The sequence below is a fragment of the Nonomuraea sp. ZG12 genome, from assembly GCF_052068115.1.
Taxonomy (GTDB): Bacteria; Actinomycetota; Actinomycetes; order Streptosporangiales; family Streptosporangiaceae; genus Nonomuraea.
On sequence record NZ_JBQHCW010000005.1, the window covers coordinates 86,673 to 101,983 of the forward strand.

A 15,311-nucleotide genomic window follows, 5' to 3' on the forward strand; every position below is an offset into this window, starting at 1 on the left:
AGGCCCGGAGGCCTGGGCTGCGGATCAGTCGACGAGTAGCTGGTCGTGTGCGAGCTCCCGATAAAGCGGGCTTTCCTTGATCAGGTCGTCGTGGCTGCCCTGTGCCAGGACCCGCCCCTCGTCGAAGACGATGATGAAGTCGGCATCCCGCACGGTGGCGAGACGGTGGGCCACGAGCACGAGGAGCCGTTGGGCGCCGCGTCCCCGTAGTCGAAGCAGACGTTGTCGAACATGTCGTCCCTCTCCGCCGGAGACGCGTGCCGCCACATCCTCACCACGTCGCGGACCCTCCTGTCGTCCAGGTAAGGATTGTCGGCCCCGGCGGCCGGCTTGGTGATCGACTGCACCGTCCAGCCGATTCCGACAAGACGGTTCAATTCAGGGCGATCGTAGGCACGCGTCAGGCTCGGGCCGGTTCGACGGCGCCGAACCACCGCTGCAAGGCTGTCCGGAGCGCTGCCAGCTCCGCAGGATCCGGCCGAGGTGAGGCCGATGCCCAGGCCACGTAGCAGTCCGGTCGAAGGAGCAGGGCCGTGGGCGCGTGGGGCTGGGGTCGGGCGGTGACGATCTCGACGCGGTCCCCCACCGGGGCGAGCGTCTCCGCGAGCGACGCGTCCTCGGTCAGGTCCAGCAGCAGCGGGCGCGCGGTCCTGGTCAGCTCGGCCAGCAGGACCGGCCCGGCCGAGGTACGCAGCTCCAGGTCCGGGGCGAACCGGCCGACCAGCGGGTGCGCCTCGGGCCCGCCCATGTCGTAGCGGACGTCGGCGCCCGCGGTGAGCTCGGCCAGGCGTCGTACGGTGTCCGGGTCGCGGAGCAGTTCGGTGAACAGTTCGCGCAGCCCGGTGACGTCGCCGCCGGGGGCGATCAGGGCCGACTGCGCCCGCGCGTTCAGGACCATGCGCTCGGCGGCCGATCGCCGCTCGGTCTCGTAGCTGTCCAGCAGTCCGGGCGGGGCGCTGCCCCGGATCTCGGCGGCGAGCTTCCAGCCGAGGTTGACCGAGTCCTGCAGGCCGAGGTTGAGGCCGGGGCCGCCTCCCGTGGCGGCGTACACGTGGGCGGCGTCACCGATCAGGAACACCCGGCCGTCGGCGAACCGTTCGGCGATCCGGGTGTTACCGCCGGTCAGCCGGCGCAGCGCGTGCGGCCCTGCGCCGTCGGGCGGACCGAGGGGCACGTCGACGCCGAGCACGCGGCGGATGCTCGCCCGTACCTCATCGAGGCTCATCGGGGCGTCGGTCGCGGGCTGGTCCCACTCCGTGACGCTGATCAGCGGCGGGTGGCCCGGCATCGGCGCGTAGGAGAACCCGCCGTGCTCGGTGCGGTGCGGCAGGAACGGCAGGACGGCGCCATGACCGGGCACGTTCAGCGCACCGGTCACGGGATCGACCCAGTCCGCCGGGACCGTCGCGTGCGCCGAGCGGAGGGTCATCCGGTCGTAGGTGACGCCGGGGAACCCGATGCCGGAGAGCTTGCGCGTGGTGCTGTGGGCTCCGTCCGCGCCGATCAGGTACCGGGCCCGCAGCCGGTACGCCTCGCCCGGACCCGTGACGTCGACGGTGACCGCGTCGCCGTCCTGCGACAGGCCGACCACCTCGTGTCCCCGCCGGATCTCCACGCCCAGCTCGATGGCGCGCTCCTGAAGGACCTGGACCAAGCGGCGCTGCGGCACCGACAGAGTGTGGATCGGGCTGTCCTCCAGCAGGCTCAGATCCAGGCCCAGCGCGCCGAACATGAAGTACGCGGAGTTCGGCCGCGGTGGCGCCGGGTTGCCGCCGAGTCGTTCGTACAGCCCGCGGCGGTCGATCATGATCACGACCTGGCCCAGCAGTCCGTTGGCCTTCGGCTCCTCGCTCGGCTCCGGCAGCCGCTCCAGCACGATCGGCCGGACTCCGGCCAGGCTCAGCTCGCAGGCCATCATCAGCCCGTTCGGACCGCCGCCGGCGATGACGACATCTCTGATCATCGGTGTTTCCTTCGTTCGCACGTTCTCGGGGACGGGTGAGCCCGCTCAGGGGACGGGGTGAGCCGGCTCAGGGGACGGGAAGGCCCGCGGTGAGCCGATCGAACACCTCGCGCAGCAGCGGCCCGAGCGGCGTCGGCCGGTCGGCGCTCAGGCAGTGCTCCACGGCCACGGCGCTGCCCGCGCCGACCACCGCCGCGACCAGCTTCGGGTAGACGTCATGGGCCACGTCGGTGCCGGTGCGCTCGGCGATCGCCTTGGCCAGCTCGTCCCGGGCGGCCACGTCCGCCTTGAGGACCTCGCCCTGCAGCGCCGGCTCGGCCAGCAGGAGCCGGAGCGCGTCGTGCCGGCGCCGGTCGGGGGGAGACCCGCCACCGTCTCCCCCACCGTCGCCCTCGCCCGGTGCGAGCTGGGCCTGCACCGCGTTCACGATCGAGTCCCACAGAGGCTCGTCGACCGGCCGCGCTCGCAGCTCGTCGGCGATCCGCAGCGCCCGCTCCAGGTGGCCGGCGGCGACCGCCTCGGCCTTGTTGGAGAAGTAGTTACGGAAGGTGCGCACGGACACGTTCGCCGCCTCGGCGATCTCCTCCACGGTCACGTTGCTCAGCCCGCGCTCAAGGCACAGGCGGATCGTGGCCCGGCTCAGCGCGGCGCGGGTCTCCCGCTTCTTGCGCTCCCGCAGCCCGATGTCGATATTTCCCGTCATGTCCTCCACCGTAGCAAATCTTGCCGAAAATGCAAAAATTCCTTTTCGGCAAGATCATCGGATGAGGTCAGCGTTCGGCGGGCTCCCACCACGTCAGATGGGCGGCCGCCTGGGACACCGGCTCGATGATCTCCCACGCCTCGGCGATCAGCCCGTCGTCGAGCCGCCAGATGTCGACGACCACGATCCCCGGCTCGGCGCCGGGCAGCCAACGCCGTGAGCGCATCACCACGTGATCACCGTCGGCGAGCACGTGCCCGATCTCGACCTGCATGCCGGCGAGCGGGATGAGCGCAGCCCCTACGGCGGCGAGCCATTCCGCCTTGGTCGAGGAGGAATCCGGCCGGTGATGGATGAAATCGTCGCTCAGCAACGGCGCGAGCGCATCGGCGTCGCCCGTCGCGACCAGTGCGGTCAGCGCTCGCTGGACGATGCTCTTGTTGTCCGTGGTCATGTTCTTCGCAGTCATGCGGAGCAGTGTTCCCGCCGTCGCGACGGCTGTCGATGAACTCGCATGTCATGGCGTCCCGCTCACCGAGGAGTAGCATCGGCGGCCATGCACACGGTGGGGGAACTGCTGCGGCAGTGGCGGCATCGCCGGGGGCTCAGCCAGCTCGATCTCGCGATCGCCGCCGACGTCTCGGCTCGTCACGTCAGCCTGGTGGAGACCGGCAAGTCCAACCCGAGCGCCGACATGATTCTCCGGCTGGCCGATCAGCTCGCCGTGCCGTTACGCGAGCGCAACCGGCTGTTGCTCGCCGCCGGCTTCGCACCCCGCTACGCCGAACGGCCGCTCGACGGGGACGCGCTGTCGGCCGCCCGGGACGCGATCGCCAAGGTGCTGCGCGCGCACGAGCCGTACCCGGCGCTGGTCATCGATCGCCGCTGGAACCTCGTGATGACCAACCGCGCCATCGACCCGTTCCTCGCGGACGTCGACCCCGACCTGCTCCGGCCGCCGATCAACCTGGTGCGGCTCGGACTGGACCCGCGCGGGCTCGCCTCCCGGATCGTCAACCTGGCCGAGGTGCGTTCGGTGCTCCGCACGCGGATCACGCGTCAGCTCGCCACGGCTCCCGACCCCGAGCTCACCACGCTCTACGAGGAGTTCCTCGCACCCGGCTCCGACGACGCGAGCCAGCCGATCGAGTCCGAGATCGCGGTCCCGATGATCTTTCGCTTCGGCGACCGAGAACTCCGGCTGTTCTCGACCACCACCACGTTCGGCACCCCGATGGACATCACCCTGGACGAGGTCTCGATCGAGTCGTACTACCCGACGGACGCGGAGAGCGCCGCCTACTTCACCGGATCCGTGCCGCCGGCGTCCACCGCGCCGGACCCGGCGTCACGACCTCCGGAGGACCCGGCCGAGACCTGGTGACGATGTGCGGGGCACCGCCTCGGCGGCAGATTGAGCCGGGTGAACACCTCTCATCCACGGATCCGCCGTACGGTCGTGATCATCTCTGTCTGGTCGGCGAGCTATCTGGTCCTCGGCCTTCTCTGGGCTCTCGGAGCACCCGGATACCCCTTCGACGCCGGTCGCGCGGGCGCGGGCAACACGCTGCTCGACCCTCATCCGGCGGCGGTCGGCGGGAGTGTGCTGGCGGTGGCGGCGGTGGCGGCCGGCGTCGTCGCCGCGCTCGCCGCCAGGGGCCGGCTCAACCGGGCCGCCGCCGTCGTGGCCGTGGTGACCGGCGTCGGCCTGGCGGTGCTGCTGCCCGACGTACGCATCATGATGACCGCAGGGTACCTGCCGGTGATGCTCGCCGCCGCGCTGGCCGGCCAGGTCGAGTTCTCGATGATCGCGTCCATGCTGACCTGGCCGAGCGTCAACCTGCTGATCCTGATGGCGGCCGGCGTCAGCCTGATCGTCCTGGGGACGCGCGCGTTGCTCGCGGGACAGGGGCGGCCCGGCAGCGCCGCCGGCGCGCTCCGGGCCGGGCGGTACGCGGTCGCCGTCGCGGTCGCCGTCCCCGTCGGGTACGCCGTCACCCGCTTCGGCTGGCTGCTGGGCGTTCCCGTGGGCGTCAGCGACGAGTTCCTCGCCTACATCGCCGAGATCACCCCGATCGGCGCCGGGCTCAGCGCACTCGGCCTCCTCGGCGCGGTCCTGACCGTCGGCCTGGTCCGGCCATGGGGTGAGACCTGGCCGCGCTGGGTGCCGTTCCTGCGCGGGCGGCCGATTCCGGCCCGCCTCCCGGCCGGTTCGGCACTGGCCGTATCCCTCCCGATCACGTCCGCCGGGCTGATGTACGTACGCAAGAAGGTCAGCGGCGAGCAGGTCGGCCCGGCCGGGGCCGGCGATGAGCTGGGCGCCTGGCTGCCGGAGATGTTGTGGCCGCTGTGGGGCGCGGCCCTGGCGGTGGCCGCCCTGGCGTACCTCGCCCGCCGCCGGAGTCTCGCTGACGGGGGCTGACCATAATGTCAGGTGTGGAAGAGTCCCCGTCTCCGGCCGAGGCCGCGGTGGATTCGTTTCTCAGCCGGCATCCGGTGAGCGGCGACGCCGTGCTCGCCGTCCTGCTCGCCCTGCCCCTGGGCCTGGTCTCGGTCGCCCTGCTCCGGGCCTCGGACAGCCCGCTGCCTCTTCGCCTGCTCGCGGGGCTCGGGCTGCTGGTGCTGCACGGCTGCGTGGTTCCGCGCCGGCTGCGCCCGCGGGCCGCGTACGGCCTGGCCGCCGCGGCGATGCTGCTGCTGGTGCTGCTGCCGCCCCTGCACGATCCGGCCGGCGCCTATTATCCGGCGGTGCTGCTGCCGAGCTCGCTGGTCTTCGGGCTGCTGCTCTATACGGCGTCCGGCCGGCTCGATCTCCTGCCCGGCCTGGCCTGCCTGGGCGTCGCCCTGGCCGGGGTGGTCCTGGTCGTGGCGCGGTTCTGGGATCCGGCCTCGTGGGGCGGCTCGTCGGGCGGCTACGACCTGGTCCCCTGGCGGATCGGGCTGTCGACCGGTCTGGTCGCCGTGACCGCGTGCCTCTGGTCGCTGGGCCGCCTAAGCCGCGTGCGGACGTTGTTCCTGGCCGAGCTCAGGGCGAAGGCGGAGCGGGCCGAGGCCGACCGCGCGCGGGAGCGGGCGGACGCGGCGCGGGCGGAGCGCGACCGGATCAGCCGCGAGATGCACGACGTGGTGTCCCACTCGCTCGCCGTCATGGTCAGCCAGGCGGAGGGCGGCAGGCTGTCCGATCCGGACGCGCCCGGGGCGGGCGTGTTCGCCACCATCGCCGGCGTCGGGCGCGACGCCCTGCGCGACATGCGCGGGCTCCTGGGCGTGCTGCGCGCCGACGGCGGCACCGCGCCGCAGCCGGGCCTCGGTGACCTCTCCGACCTGCTCGACCAGATGCGCGGTACGGGTGTCCGCGTCGCCGTACAGGAGGTCGGGGAGGCCAGGCCGCTGCGGCCGGCCGTCGACCTGACCGCCTATCGCGTCATCCAGGAGGGGCTGACCAACGTGATCAAGCACGCGGGGACGACGGCCACGGCCGACATGACGCTCGCGTGGCGCCCGGACGGACTGCACATCACCATCGCGGACGACGGCGCCGGACCGGCCGTGGAAGAGCCCGGTGTCGGGCTGACCGGGATGCGCGAACGTCTCAGCATGGTGGGCGGCACCCTGGAGGTCGGCGGGCGGCCCGGGGCGGGCTTCGTACTGTCGGCCGCCCTGCCCTATGAGCCGAGGAGTCTCCCATCATCAGGATCATGATCGTCGACGATCAGGAGCTGCTGCGCAACGGCCTGACCATGGTCGTCAGGTCCCAGCCCGACATGGAGGTGGTCGCCGAGGCCGGTGACGGGCTGGAGGCCCTGAAGGCGCTGCAGGCGCGGCGCGTCGACGTGGTGGTGATGGACATCCGCATGCCCCGGATGGACGGGGTCACCGCCACGAGGGAGATCCAGCGGCTGGACGACCCGCCGAAGGTGCTGGCGCTGACCACGTTCGACCTCGACGAGCACGCCTTGGCGGCGCTTCGCGCCGGTGCGAGCGGGTTCATGCTGAAGGACGCGTCCGGGGAGGAGATCATCGCCGCGATCCGGCACGTGCACCGGGGCGACTCGATCATCGCGCCCGCCACGACCCGGCGGCTCATCGGGCAGCTCGTGGCCAGGGCGGGGAGCGACCCGGACGCCGTGCTCAAGGTGCTCACCCAGCGTGAGCGCGAGGTCTTCCTCGGCCTGGCCCGGGGCGCCTCCAACGCCGAGATCGGGGCCGACCTGTTCCTGTCGGAGACCACGGTCAAGACGCATGTCGGGCGCATCCTGACGAAGTTCGGGCTGCGCGACCGGGTGCAGGCGGTGGTCCTGGCCTACGAGTCGGGCGTCGTCACTCCGGGTGAGCGTTAGACGCTCTGGGGCCCGTTGGCCGATAAACGAGCATAAATGGCAGTTATCGATCTTCACATGCGGCCGGGTGGACTCCAAGGTGAAGAAATCCCACCTAACACCCGCAATGGCCGCAAAAAAGGATTTTTCGTGAAATACCGTACGATCGGCAGCGACCCGAAGACCCGCCGCCGCGTCAGCGAACTCAGCCTGGGCGCCATGATGTTCGGCACCACCGTCGACGAGGCGACGTCGTTCGCCATCCTGGACCGTTTCGTCGAAGCCGGCGGCAATTTCCTCGACACCGCCAACAACTACGCCTACTGGGTCCACGGCACCCAGGGGGGCGAGAGCGAAGCACTGCTCGGCCGCTGGCGGCGCAGTCGCGACCTCACGGATGAGATCGTCATCGCCACCAAGCTCGGCGGCCGCCCCACCGCTCCCGCGACCACCCTCAGCCGCGACCTCGAAGGCCTGTCCGCCCCCGTGATCCGCGAATCCTCGGCGCGCAGCAGAGAGCGCCTCGGCGTGGAGAAACTGGACCTTCTGTACGCCCACACGTACGTCGAAGGCTCGCAGGTGCCACTAGAGGAGACCGTCGAGGCCTTCGCGGGCCTGGTCGAGGACGGCGTCGTGGGTCTGCTCGGGGCGAGCAACCACTGGGCGTGGCGGCTGGAGCGAGCCCGGAGCCTGGCGGCCTCGGCGGGACTGCCCGGTTACGAGGTCCTGCAGTATCACCACACCTACCTGCGCCCGCGCACCGATCTGCCGACGCTGCGCTCCGAGGACGGCAACCTCGGCGTGGTCGGCGGCAACCTGCTCAGCTATCTGCGGGCCGAGCCCGAGCTCACACTCGTCGCCTACTCGCCCTTGCTGGGCGGCGGATACGTACGCGAGGACAAGCCGCTCGACGGCGCGTTCGACCACGCGGGCACCCCTCGGCGGCTCGCGGCGCTGCGGGAGGTGGCGCAGGAGACCGGCGCGACGGTGAACCAGGTGGTGCTCGCCTGGCTCATGGGCGGCGAGATCCCGATGATCCCGCTGGTCGGCGCTTCCTCGGTCGAGCAGTTGGAGGAGAGCCTGGCCGCGGTGGACCTGGAGCTGACGGCGGAACAGCGGGCGAAGCTCGACGCCGCGTACTGAACGCCCCGCCGCTCCGGCGAGAGCCACGAGGGCGGTTACGCGGAGGCGAAGCGTCGCCAGGCGAGGTCCTGCTGCTCGGGTGCGGCGTCGACCTGTTCGGGGCAGTCCAGGCGCAGGTCCCGGTCCCCGAAGGCCGCGTCCAGGTAGTCGCAGTGGTGCGGGTTCACGGGGTCCGCGTGGACGCGCGGCCGGAACGAGCGGCAGGTCACGCAGATGCGTTGCGGCGGGATGTCGCCGTTCTGCTGCAACGTGCGAATCAGCTTGACCAGCGCCCGCAGCATGACGACCTGCTCGCGGGAGTCGAGCGTTTCGACGGCGCCGCTCAGGAAGTCGGGCCACTCGCTCGCCCGATCCGCCATCGATTCGCCCGCCTCGGTGAGACGCAGCGTCACGGATCGCTTGTTCGCGCCGGACTCCTTCACCACGAGCCCCTTGTCCACAAGGGTGCTCACCGCGTTGCTCGCGGTCGCGGCCGAGACGCCCAGGCGAGCGGCCAGCGCGCCGAGACTCGTCGGCCTCCCGCGCAGCGACTCCAGCGCCTGCGCCTGGGTCGGCGTCACACCAGCCGACCCGGCGCCCTTCCACGCCCGGCTCCTGAGCACCGTGCCGATCTTGGACAGGCCGCTCGTCACACGCCTCGCGACGGGCTCGCCGATCGCGTCGAAGCCCTCAGTCATATTTCGTACTCCTAACTTTGGCTTGACGTCCTGCCGCTCATCATTGATAGTACTGCTAACAGTCAATCGCGCAAGGCGCTTCACCTGCGCAGACTGCTCACATGCGGGCGAATCGTACGTTCCGCGTATCCCATGATGATGACAGGAGCACACCCATGTCCCGTGTCAAGCTGATCGACGCCCAGAGCGCCACCGGTGGGTCCAAGCCGCTGCTCGACGACATCACCGCGACCTTCGGCACGACTCCGGCCATGTTCAAGGCCGTCGCCAACTCGCCCGCCGCGCTCAAGATGATGTGGACCGGGTTCGGCGCCCTCGGCGGCGGACGCCTGGGCGCCCAGCTCGGCGAGCAGGTCGCCGTGCTCGTCGCCGACCGCAACAGCTGTGAGTACTGCCTGGCCGCGCACTCCGCCCTGGGCCGCAAGGCCGGCGTCTCAGCGGAGGACATGAGCCACGCCCAGGACGGACACTCGCACGACCCGCGCGTCAACGCCGCGCTCGAGTTCGCCGCCAAGCTGGTGGAGGACCGCGCACAGGTCACGGACTCCGACGTCGAGGCGCTGCGTACGGCCGGGTTCGACGACGAGGAGATCGTGGAGCTGCTGGCGCACGTCGCGCTCAACCTGTTCACCAACTACGTCAACGTCGCGCTGTCGGTCCCCGTCGACTTCCCGAAGGTCGCGCTGCGCAAGGCAGGCTGATCGGATGAGGGCGGGCAGCGGGCGTCTCGCCCGCTGCCCGCCCGTTCTCGTTCCTCGCGCCGCACGCGTATCATTACGGTGATTAGGAGTCCTACGCTTCAGGCGGGTGGCATGACCGAGCACATGACCGAGACCAGCGGCCCGGCCGACTTGGACCGGCGGCTCGCCGACGCGCTCGAGCGGATCGGGCACGGTATGCGCTCGCTCACCCAGCGGACCGCCCGCGAGCACGGGCTGTCTCCGCTGCAGCAGCAGACGGTGCTCGCGCTGTCCCGCCAGCCGACCGTCCGCCGCGAGGTGAGCGCGCTCGCCGCGGAGTTCGACGTCACCACGCCGACGATGTCCGACGCCGTCAGCGCGCTGGAGCGCAAGCAGCTGGTGACGCGCTCGCCGGGCGCGGACGGGCGCCGGCGGCTGCTCACCCTGACCGACAGCGGCGAGGAGGTCGCGCGCCGGCTGACGCCATGGGACGGGCCGTTGCTGGACGCGCTCGCCGGGCTGCCGGTCGAGCACCGGGCGGTGACCCTGGACAGCCTGCTGCACGTGATCGCGGAGCTGCAGCGCCGGCACGTGGTGAGCGTCTCAAGGACATGTACGACCTGTCGCTTCTTCGGGGCCCACGCGCACGCCGACCCGGCCGCACCCCATCACTGCCACCTGCTGCGGACGCCGTTGCCGCTGACGGACCTGCGGACCGACTGCCCCGAACACCAGCCGGCCACCGCCTAGCCGACCACCGGCGGCCCTGAGCGGGCCGCCGGACGTTGTCGTTCAGAGCGCGCCGATGACCTCGCAGGCCTTGCGCACGCCCGCGCCGTAGGCGGGATCGGCCTTGGCGCAGTGCGCGATGTGCCGTTCGGCGGTCTCCTTCCGGGCGCCCTTGATGGCCCGTGCGGTGTTGTCGAACAGGGCTTGCCGCCGCTCGCCGGTCATCAGGCGGAACAGGTCGCCGGCCGGCGCGCCCGCCGCCGTGGTCAGGCGGTGGCCGTACGCCTGCCGCCGGTTGTTCTGGGGGGCGCGCCTGGCAAAGTAGGTAGGACTCCTAGCAATATTGTGGCATGCTTGCTGAAGTCGGCACAACAACGGAGGAGGCCGCTATGCAGGCGGTAGTCGTCCAGCACGTCCCGTACGAAGGTCCGGCCCTGATCGCGCCGGCGCCGGCCGTGGCCGGCGCCGAGGTGCTCGTCGACCGGCATGAACCACTGCCGGAGGCGTCGCGGCTCGACGTGCTCGTGGCCCTCGGCGGGCCGATGGGCGCGCTCGACGACCGCGACCACACTCATCTGGCTGCGACCGCGTTGCCGCGGGCTCGGCGATGAGCGGCGCGAGGGTGCTCGTCGTGTCCGTCGGCGCCGTGCGACCGCTGAACTGGCGGGGCCGCGCCGTGGCGTCGGGCATCGGGAAGACCCCCGTGGACGGGCCGGTCGAGGTCGCCCGGCTCGGCCTGACCGGCGACGAACAGGGCGACCGGAAAAACCATGGCGGACCCGACAAAGCGGTCCTCCTCTACCCGAGCGAGCACTACGACGCATGGGCCCAGCGGGTCGGCCCCCTCACCCGGCCGGCGTTCGGCGAGAACCTCACCATCTCCGGGATCCTGGAGAGCGACGCCGTACTGGGCTCGGTCTACGCCATCGGCACCGTCGTGCTCCAGGTGACCCAGCCACGCCGGCCCTGCTACAAACTGGCCGCCCACCACGGCATCCCCGACATGGCCGTCATCACCCAGCAGAGCGGCAGGACCGGCTTCTACTGCCGAGTGCTGCGCCCCGGCCGCCTGCGCGCCGGCGACCGCATCGACCGGCTCTTCCGCCCCGGCCACGGCATCACCGCCGCCGAGGCGCACCGCGTGGTCAACGTCGACCGCGCCGACCGAGCCGCCGCCCTGCGCCTGCTCGACCACCCAGACGCACTGCCGGCCTCCTGGGCCGGACTGCTCCGCAAACGCCTCGACGGGCACCTCGACGACCAGACGAACCGCCTGCACGGCTCGGCCACCGTCACGCCCGACACCACGAAGGAGTCCGCATGAGCGACATCACCGGATACGACCACGCCACCGCCGAGGCCGTGGCGACGCCGCCGGGCGCCTGCTCGATCGACGGCACCTGTACGTGACCTCCCGGGGCCGGGGAACGGTACCGTTCCGTGGTGCTTGCCATGCGGATGAACGAAGCGGCGGCATCCGCCCTTCAGCCCTTGCTCCAGCCCTTTCCCGCCACCGAGCTCGGCCAGGCTCTCCTCGACAAGTTCGCGGGCGGGCTGGCGTACAACGAGGGTGCCTGGGTGTTCGCTGATCACGTCGGTCAGTGGGTGGGGATGCCGGAGTCCGCTTCGGCGGCGATCGCCACGATGGGGTGGCAGGACCTGTCCGGCTATGAGTGGTTCGTCAACGCCTTTCACCTGGAGGATTACGCGCCCGTACAGGTGACGAGCCTTGATGACCGGCCTCTGATCAGCCAGGAGGATCAGGCCGGGCTGCTGAGGCTGGGGCTGGTCGTGGCGGACAGGGTGTTCGGTCTGGTCCGGGCGCTGCCGGAGCCGGTTCCCGTTCGCTGTGTCATCGGGGCGAACGACACCAGTGTCGTGTTCCGCTTCCATCGGATCCGCCCGGGGGACGGCTGGATCGATGACGTGCTGCAGAAGCCGGATGACCCGGACATGATGGTCGTCGTCGACCGCGTTCCCTGAGCCAAGTGATCTGCACTGCCGAATCACCTCAAAGAGCCTGGCCGATGACGAGCGAGGTCGGCCTGACACCATAAAGTGGACCCAAGAGTCCAATGGAGGTTTCATGCGTTCGCTGACCAGCAAGGGAGCCGCGACGCGGCAGCGCATTCTCGAGGGCGCGGCCGCGCACATCCGCGAGCACGGCGTGCCCGCCACCACCCTCGACGACGTGCTGGCCAGGACGGCGACGAGCAAGAGCCAGCTGTTCCACTACTTCCCGGGCGGGCGGGAGGAACTGCTGCTGGCCGTGGCCCGCCTGGAAGCCGATCGTGTGCTGGAGGACCAGCAACCCCAGCTCGGCGATCTCACCTCCTGGCCCGCCTGGCAGCTGTGGCGGGACAAGGTCGTCGACCGCTATCGCAGGCAGGGCCGCCTGTGCCCGCTCAACTCCGTCATGTCACAGCTGGGCGACACGACGCCCGGCGCGCAGGCCGTGGTCACCGAGCTGACGCGCCGCTGGCAGGCCGAGATCGCCACCGGCGTACGGCACATGCAGGACATCGGCGAGATCGACCCCGGCCTCGACCCCGACCGCACGGCCGCCGCCCTGCTCGCCGGCATCCAGGGCGGCGTGCTGCTCCAGCTGTCCACCGGCCGGACCGCGCATCTGGAGGCGGCACTGGACCTGGGCCTCGCCCACCTGCGCGCCCACAGGCTCACCCCTCCGGAGCGGGGCATTTTTGGACTTGACAGTCCAATTTAGGATGCGCAAGCTGAGTGGACCGAAAGGTTCAAACGGCAAGAACGCGCCTCCGAACGGAGTAACACCCTCATGTCCCTCAACCACTACTACCTGCTCGGACGTTCCGGGCTGCGCGTCAGCCGACTGGCGCTCGGCACCATGAACTTCGGCACCGGCGGTTTCCACGCCGCCTACGGCAAGACCGAAGAGGAGGCCCGTCCCATCTTCCGCCGCTACCTCGAAGCGGGCGGCAACTTCATCGACACCGCCGACTTCTACACCGCCGGCGAGAGCGAGACCATCCTGGGCAACCTCATCGCGGAAGCCAAGGTGCGCGACCGGGTCGTGCTCACCACCAAGTTCACCAACAGCGTCGACCCCGGAGATCCGAACGCCGGGGGCAACGGCCGCAAGCACATGATCAGAGCGGTCGAGGCCTCGCTGCGCCGCCTGCGCACCGACTACATCGACCTGTTCATGCTGCACACCTGGGACCGGATCACCCCCGTCGAGGAGGTCATGCGGACCTTCGACGACCTCACCAGGGCCGGCAAGATCCGCTACGCGGGCCTGTCCGACGTGCCCAGCTGGTACGCGGCGCGGGCCCAGACCTACGCCGAGGCCCACTCCCTCGTGCCGGCGGTCAGCCTGCAGTTGCCCTACTCCCTCATCGAGCGGGCGATCGAGCTGGAGCACGTCGCGATGGGGCAGAGCCTGGGGCTCGGCATCACCGCGTGGAGCCCGCTCGGCGGCGGCTTCCTCACCGGCAAGTACCGGCAGGCCGACCGAGGCCTGGTCGGGGAGGGCCGGCTCAGCGACGGAGGCTCGGCCGGCCGCTCGTGGACGGACGAGCAGTGGCGGCTTCTGGCGACGCTGGAGAGCGTCGCCGACAGCCTCGGCGTGACGATGGCCCAGGTCGCGGTCAACTGGGTCGCCACCCAGCCCGGGGTCGCCGCCGCGATCATCGGGGCGAGCAGCGTCGCCCAGCTCGACGCCAACCTGACCGCGCTCGACTTCGACCTGCCGGCCGACCTGCGCGCCCGGCTCGACGAGGCGAGCTCGACGCCACCTCCGTCGGTCTACCGGATGTTCACGCCCGACTATCAGGCCTGGCTGATCAGCCCCGACGTCAAGGTGGCGGACAAGCCAGCCCAATACGCCCCACCGGTGCGTAACTGGGCGCATGACGGCAGCGACTGACGGCCCTCACCTCAGCGCGTGTCCATACGATCAGCCCGTACGGACACGCGCCGTCCCACGTCTAGCCTGCGGACCCGCAGAACACCTTGGTGGCGATGCCCATCACTTCCGCCGTGGAAGGGTTGCGGGTCGACGGGTTGATCGACAGGGTCAGCGACTTGCCCGAGTCCGAGCGGAACGCGAACGTCAGGTACCCGATCAGCTCGCCGCTGTGGCCCCACACCTTGCCGCACGGCAGCGGGTACGCCTGCAGGCCGAGCCCGTAGCCGAATCCGACCTTGGTGTCGACGGTCGTGCGCATGGCGCGCAGCGAGGCGGCGCTGGTCAGCTTGCCGTCCAGCAGGGCGGACATGAACCGCTCCAGGTCCGCTGTGGTCGAGATCATCTCCCCCGCCGCCCAGTCGAGCGAGGGGTTCATCCGAGTCGCGTCCACCAGGCGGGGCATCGGCTCGTACCCCTTGGCGTGCGGCGACGGCAGGCCCGCCCGATCGCCCGGCACCACCGTGTGGCGCAGCCCCAGCGGGCGCAGGATGCGGCGCCTGACCTCTTCGCCGTACGCCCTGCCCGTCACCTTCTCCACCAGCAGCCCGAGCACCACGTAGTTGGTGTTGGAGTAGTGCCACCGGCCGTCGTCGGGGAGCTTCTTGGCGAAGGCCACCTTCAGCAGCTCACGCGGCCGGTACGAACGGAACCGGGCGTCGCCGCGCCACCGGTTGGTCGAATAACCAGGTTCGCTCATGTAGTCGTACAGATGGCTGGTGTGGTTGAGGAGCGCACGGACGGTGATCTGCTCCCCGCCCGGTACGAGGCCCGGCAGGTGGCGGTCGACGGGGTCGTCGAGCCGCACCTTGCCCTCGTCCACGAGCTGGAGCACCACGGTCGCCACGAACGTCTTGGTGACGCTGCCGATCCGGAAGTGCCCGCCGGGCGAGGGCCGCCCGCCGCGCTTGACGTCGCGCACCCCCACGGCGCCGGACCAGGTACGGTTTCCGTCGCTGACCCGCGCCAGAGCGGCCGTCGCCGCGTCGCCCGCCACGATCTTCTCCAACTCGGGGCGTACGCCCGGCCCCTGGCCACCCGCCGCGACGGCCGCCGCCACCAGCACGTTCATCATCGTCTGCATCATGGGCGCAACGCTATGGAAGGCCGCCCGGTCGGCAGAATGCGGCGCCCCACCCACTTGCCCTGCGGAA

19 protein-coding genes are annotated in these 15,311 nt (G+C 70.9%); 12 read left to right on the forward strand and 7 right to left on the reverse strand.

What is annotated here, in order from left to right:
• Positions 1 to 24: 24 nt before the first annotated feature.
• The 4 genes from ACTMTF_RS17080 to ACTMTF_RS17095 form a co-directional block, all read right to left on the reverse strand.
• Positions 25 to 174 carry a hypothetical protein gene (locus ACTMTF_RS17080; protein ID WP_441111544.1) on the reverse strand — a complete coding sequence of 50 codons (150 nt, stop codon included), beginning with the start codon at positions 172 to 174 and terminating at the stop codon, positions 25 to 27.
• Between the two features lie 226 nt (positions 175 to 400).
• Positions 401 to 1,963 (reverse strand): FAD-dependent oxidoreductase, encoded by a 1,563-nt coding sequence (locus ACTMTF_RS17085; protein ID WP_441111545.1) that lies wholly within the window; start codon positions 1,961 to 1,963, stop codon positions 401 to 403.
• A 67-nt stretch (positions 1,964 to 2,030) separates the two neighbouring features.
• Positions 2,031 to 2,666 carry an acyl-CoA-like ligand-binding transcription factor gene (locus ACTMTF_RS17090; RefSeq protein WP_441111546.1) on the reverse strand — a complete coding sequence of 212 codons (636 nt, stop codon included), beginning with the start codon at positions 2,664 to 2,666 and terminating at the stop codon, positions 2,031 to 2,033.
• Between the two features lie 67 nt (positions 2,667 to 2,733).
• Positions 2,734 to 3,135: a nuclear transport factor 2 family protein gene (locus ACTMTF_RS17095; RefSeq protein WP_441111547.1), complete on the reverse strand. Its 402-nt coding sequence runs from the start codon at positions 3,133 to 3,135 to the stop codon at positions 2,734 to 2,736.
• Between the two features lie 87 nt (positions 3,136 to 3,222).
• On the opposite strand from ACTMTF_RS17095, the gene ACTMTF_RS17100 reads away from it, so the two are divergent.
• The 5 genes from ACTMTF_RS17100 to ACTMTF_RS17120 all read left to right on the forward strand — a co-directional run bounded on the left by ACTMTF_RS17100 (position 3,223) and on the right by ACTMTF_RS17120 (position 8,128).
• The gene (locus ACTMTF_RS17100; RefSeq protein WP_441111548.1) at positions 3,223 to 4,050 is read left to right on the forward strand and encodes a helix-turn-helix domain-containing protein; all 828 of its coding nucleotides are present in this window, start codon (positions 3,223 to 3,225) and stop codon (positions 4,048 to 4,050) included.
• Positions 4,051 to 4,089: 39 nt separating this feature from the next.
• On the forward strand, positions 4,090 to 5,088 hold the full coding sequence (locus tag ACTMTF_RS17105; RefSeq protein WP_441111549.1) for a hypothetical protein: 999 nt from the start codon (positions 4,090 to 4,092) through the stop codon (positions 5,086 to 5,088).
• Positions 5,089 to 5,102: 14 nt separating this feature from the next.
• On the forward strand, positions 5,103 to 6,368 hold the full coding sequence (locus tag ACTMTF_RS17110) for a sensor histidine kinase (RefSeq protein ID WP_441111550.1): 1,266 nt from the start codon (positions 5,103 to 5,105) through the stop codon (positions 6,366 to 6,368).
• Positions 6,365 to 7,006: a response regulator gene (locus ACTMTF_RS17115; protein WP_441111551.1), complete on the forward strand. Its 642-nt coding sequence runs from the start codon at positions 6,365 to 6,367 to the stop codon at positions 7,004 to 7,006. Before ACTMTF_RS17110 ends, ACTMTF_RS17115 begins: the two co-directional genes overlap by 4 nt.
• Before the next feature lie 129 nt (positions 7,007 to 7,135).
• The gene (locus ACTMTF_RS17120) at positions 7,136 to 8,128 is read left to right on the forward strand and encodes an aldo/keto reductase (RefSeq protein WP_441111552.1); all 993 of its coding nucleotides are present in this window, start codon (positions 7,136 to 7,138) and stop codon (positions 8,126 to 8,128) included.
• 35 nt (positions 8,129 to 8,163) lie between these two features.
• On the opposite strand, the gene ACTMTF_RS17125 is transcribed toward ACTMTF_RS17120, so the two are convergent.
• Entirely contained in the window at positions 8,164 to 8,805 is a 642-nt protein-coding gene (locus tag ACTMTF_RS17125; RefSeq protein WP_441111553.1) for a MarR family winged helix-turn-helix transcriptional regulator, read from the reverse strand.
• Between the two features lie 155 nt (positions 8,806 to 8,960).
• Here ACTMTF_RS17125 and ACTMTF_RS17130 point away from each other — a divergent pair, with 155 nt between their 5' ends.
• Positions 8,961 to 9,506 carry a carboxymuconolactone decarboxylase family protein gene (locus ACTMTF_RS17130; protein WP_441111554.1) on the forward strand — a complete coding sequence of 182 codons (546 nt, stop codon included), beginning with the start codon at positions 8,961 to 8,963 and terminating at the stop codon, positions 9,504 to 9,506.
• 111 nt (positions 9,507 to 9,617) lie between these two features.
• On the forward strand, positions 9,618 to 10,235 hold the full coding sequence (locus tag ACTMTF_RS17135; protein WP_441111555.1) for a MarR family winged helix-turn-helix transcriptional regulator: 618 nt from the start codon (positions 9,618 to 9,620) through the stop codon (positions 10,233 to 10,235).
• A gap of 42 nt (positions 10,236 to 10,277) precedes the next feature.
• Here ACTMTF_RS17135 and ACTMTF_RS17140 read toward each other — a convergent pair whose 3' ends face one another.
• Complete coding sequence (locus tag ACTMTF_RS17140; RefSeq protein ID WP_441111556.1) at positions 10,278 to 10,586, reverse strand: catalase-related domain-containing protein; 309 nt, start codon at positions 10,584 to 10,586, stop codon at positions 10,278 to 10,280.
• Between the two features lie 17 nt (positions 10,587 to 10,603).
• On the opposite strand from ACTMTF_RS17140, the gene ACTMTF_RS17145 reads away from it, so the two are divergent.
• The 5 genes from ACTMTF_RS17145 (at position 10,604) to ACTMTF_RS17165 (ending at position 14,118) form a co-directional block, all read left to right on the forward strand.
• Complete coding sequence (locus ACTMTF_RS17145) at positions 10,604 to 10,825, forward strand: hypothetical protein (RefSeq protein WP_441111557.1); 222 nt, start codon at positions 10,604 to 10,606, stop codon at positions 10,823 to 10,825.
• Positions 10,822 to 11,538 carry an MOSC domain-containing protein gene (locus tag ACTMTF_RS17150; RefSeq protein WP_441111558.1) on the forward strand — a complete coding sequence of 239 codons (717 nt, stop codon included), beginning with the start codon at positions 10,822 to 10,824 and terminating at the stop codon, positions 11,536 to 11,538. The genes ACTMTF_RS17145 and ACTMTF_RS17150 overlap by 4 nt, the downstream gene beginning before the upstream one ends.
• Positions 11,539 to 11,666: 128 nt before the next feature.
• The gene (locus ACTMTF_RS17155) at positions 11,667 to 12,197 is read left to right on the forward strand and encodes a hypothetical protein (protein ID WP_441111559.1); all 531 of its coding nucleotides are present in this window, start codon (positions 11,667 to 11,669) and stop codon (positions 12,195 to 12,197) included.
• A gap of 103 nt (positions 12,198 to 12,300) precedes the next feature.
• On the forward strand, positions 12,301 to 12,939 hold the full coding sequence (locus ACTMTF_RS17160) for a TetR/AcrR family transcriptional regulator (RefSeq protein WP_441111560.1): 639 nt from the start codon (positions 12,301 to 12,303) through the stop codon (positions 12,937 to 12,939).
• Between the two features lie 69 nt (positions 12,940 to 13,008).
• The gene (locus ACTMTF_RS17165; protein WP_441111561.1) at positions 13,009 to 14,118 is read left to right on the forward strand and encodes an aldo/keto reductase; all 1,110 of its coding nucleotides are present in this window, start codon (positions 13,009 to 13,011) and stop codon (positions 14,116 to 14,118) included.
• 61 nt (positions 14,119 to 14,179) lie between these two features.
• On the opposite strand, the gene ACTMTF_RS17170 is transcribed toward ACTMTF_RS17165, so the two are convergent.
• Positions 14,180 to 15,244: a serine hydrolase domain-containing protein gene (locus ACTMTF_RS17170; protein WP_441111562.1), complete on the reverse strand. Its 1,065-nt coding sequence runs from the start codon at positions 15,242 to 15,244 to the stop codon at positions 14,180 to 14,182.
• Positions 15,245 to 15,311 lie beyond the last annotated feature (67 nt).

Bases quoted from the DNA above. Each gene is read 5' to 3' on its own strand.
- ACTMTF_RS17085 (WP_441111545.1), bottom strand. From the start codon at position 1,963: ATGATCAGAGATGTCGTCATCGCCGGCGGCGGTCCGAACGGGCTGATG.
- ACTMTF_RS17090 (WP_441111546.1), bottom strand. From the start codon at position 2,666: ATGACGGGAAATATCGACATCGGGCTGCGGGAGCGCAAGAAGCGGGAG.
- ACTMTF_RS17095 (WP_441111547.1), bottom strand. From the start codon at position 3,135: ATGACTGCGAAGAACATGACCACGGACAACAAGAGCATCGTCCAGCGA.
- ACTMTF_RS17100 (WP_441111548.1), top strand. From the start codon at position 3,223: ATGCACACGGTGGGGGAACTGCTGCGGCAGTGGCGGCATCGCCGGGGG.
- ACTMTF_RS17115 (WP_441111551.1), top strand. From the start codon at position 6,365: ATGATCGTCGACGATCAGGAGCTGCTGCGCAACGGCCTGACCATGGTC.
- ACTMTF_RS17125 (WP_441111553.1), bottom strand. From the start codon at position 8,805: ATGACTGAGGGCTTCGACGCGATCGGCGAGCCCGTCGCGAGGCGTGTG.
- ACTMTF_RS17130 (WP_441111554.1), top strand. From the start codon at position 8,961: ATGTCCCGTGTCAAGCTGATCGACGCCCAGAGCGCCACCGGTGGGTCC.
- ACTMTF_RS17135 (WP_441111555.1), top strand. From the start codon at position 9,618: ATGACCGAGCACATGACCGAGACCAGCGGCCCGGCCGACTTGGACCGG.
- ACTMTF_RS17145 (WP_441111557.1), top strand. From the start codon at position 10,604: ATGCAGGCGGTAGTCGTCCAGCACGTCCCGTACGAAGGTCCGGCCCTG.
- ACTMTF_RS17150 (WP_441111558.1), top strand. From the start codon at position 10,822: ATGAGCGGCGCGAGGGTGCTCGTCGTGTCCGTCGGCGCCGTGCGACCG.
- ACTMTF_RS17155 (WP_441111559.1), top strand. From the start codon at position 11,667: ATGCGGATGAACGAAGCGGCGGCATCCGCCCTTCAGCCCTTGCTCCAG.
- ACTMTF_RS17160 (WP_441111560.1), top strand. From the start codon at position 12,301: ATGCGTTCGCTGACCAGCAAGGGAGCCGCGACGCGGCAGCGCATTCTC.
- ACTMTF_RS17165 (WP_441111561.1), top strand. From the start codon at position 13,009: ATGTCCCTCAACCACTACTACCTGCTCGGACGTTCCGGGCTGCGCGTC.
- ACTMTF_RS17170 (WP_441111562.1), bottom strand. From the start codon at position 15,244: ATGATGCAGACGATGATGAACGTGCTGGTGGCGGCGGCCGTCGCGGCG.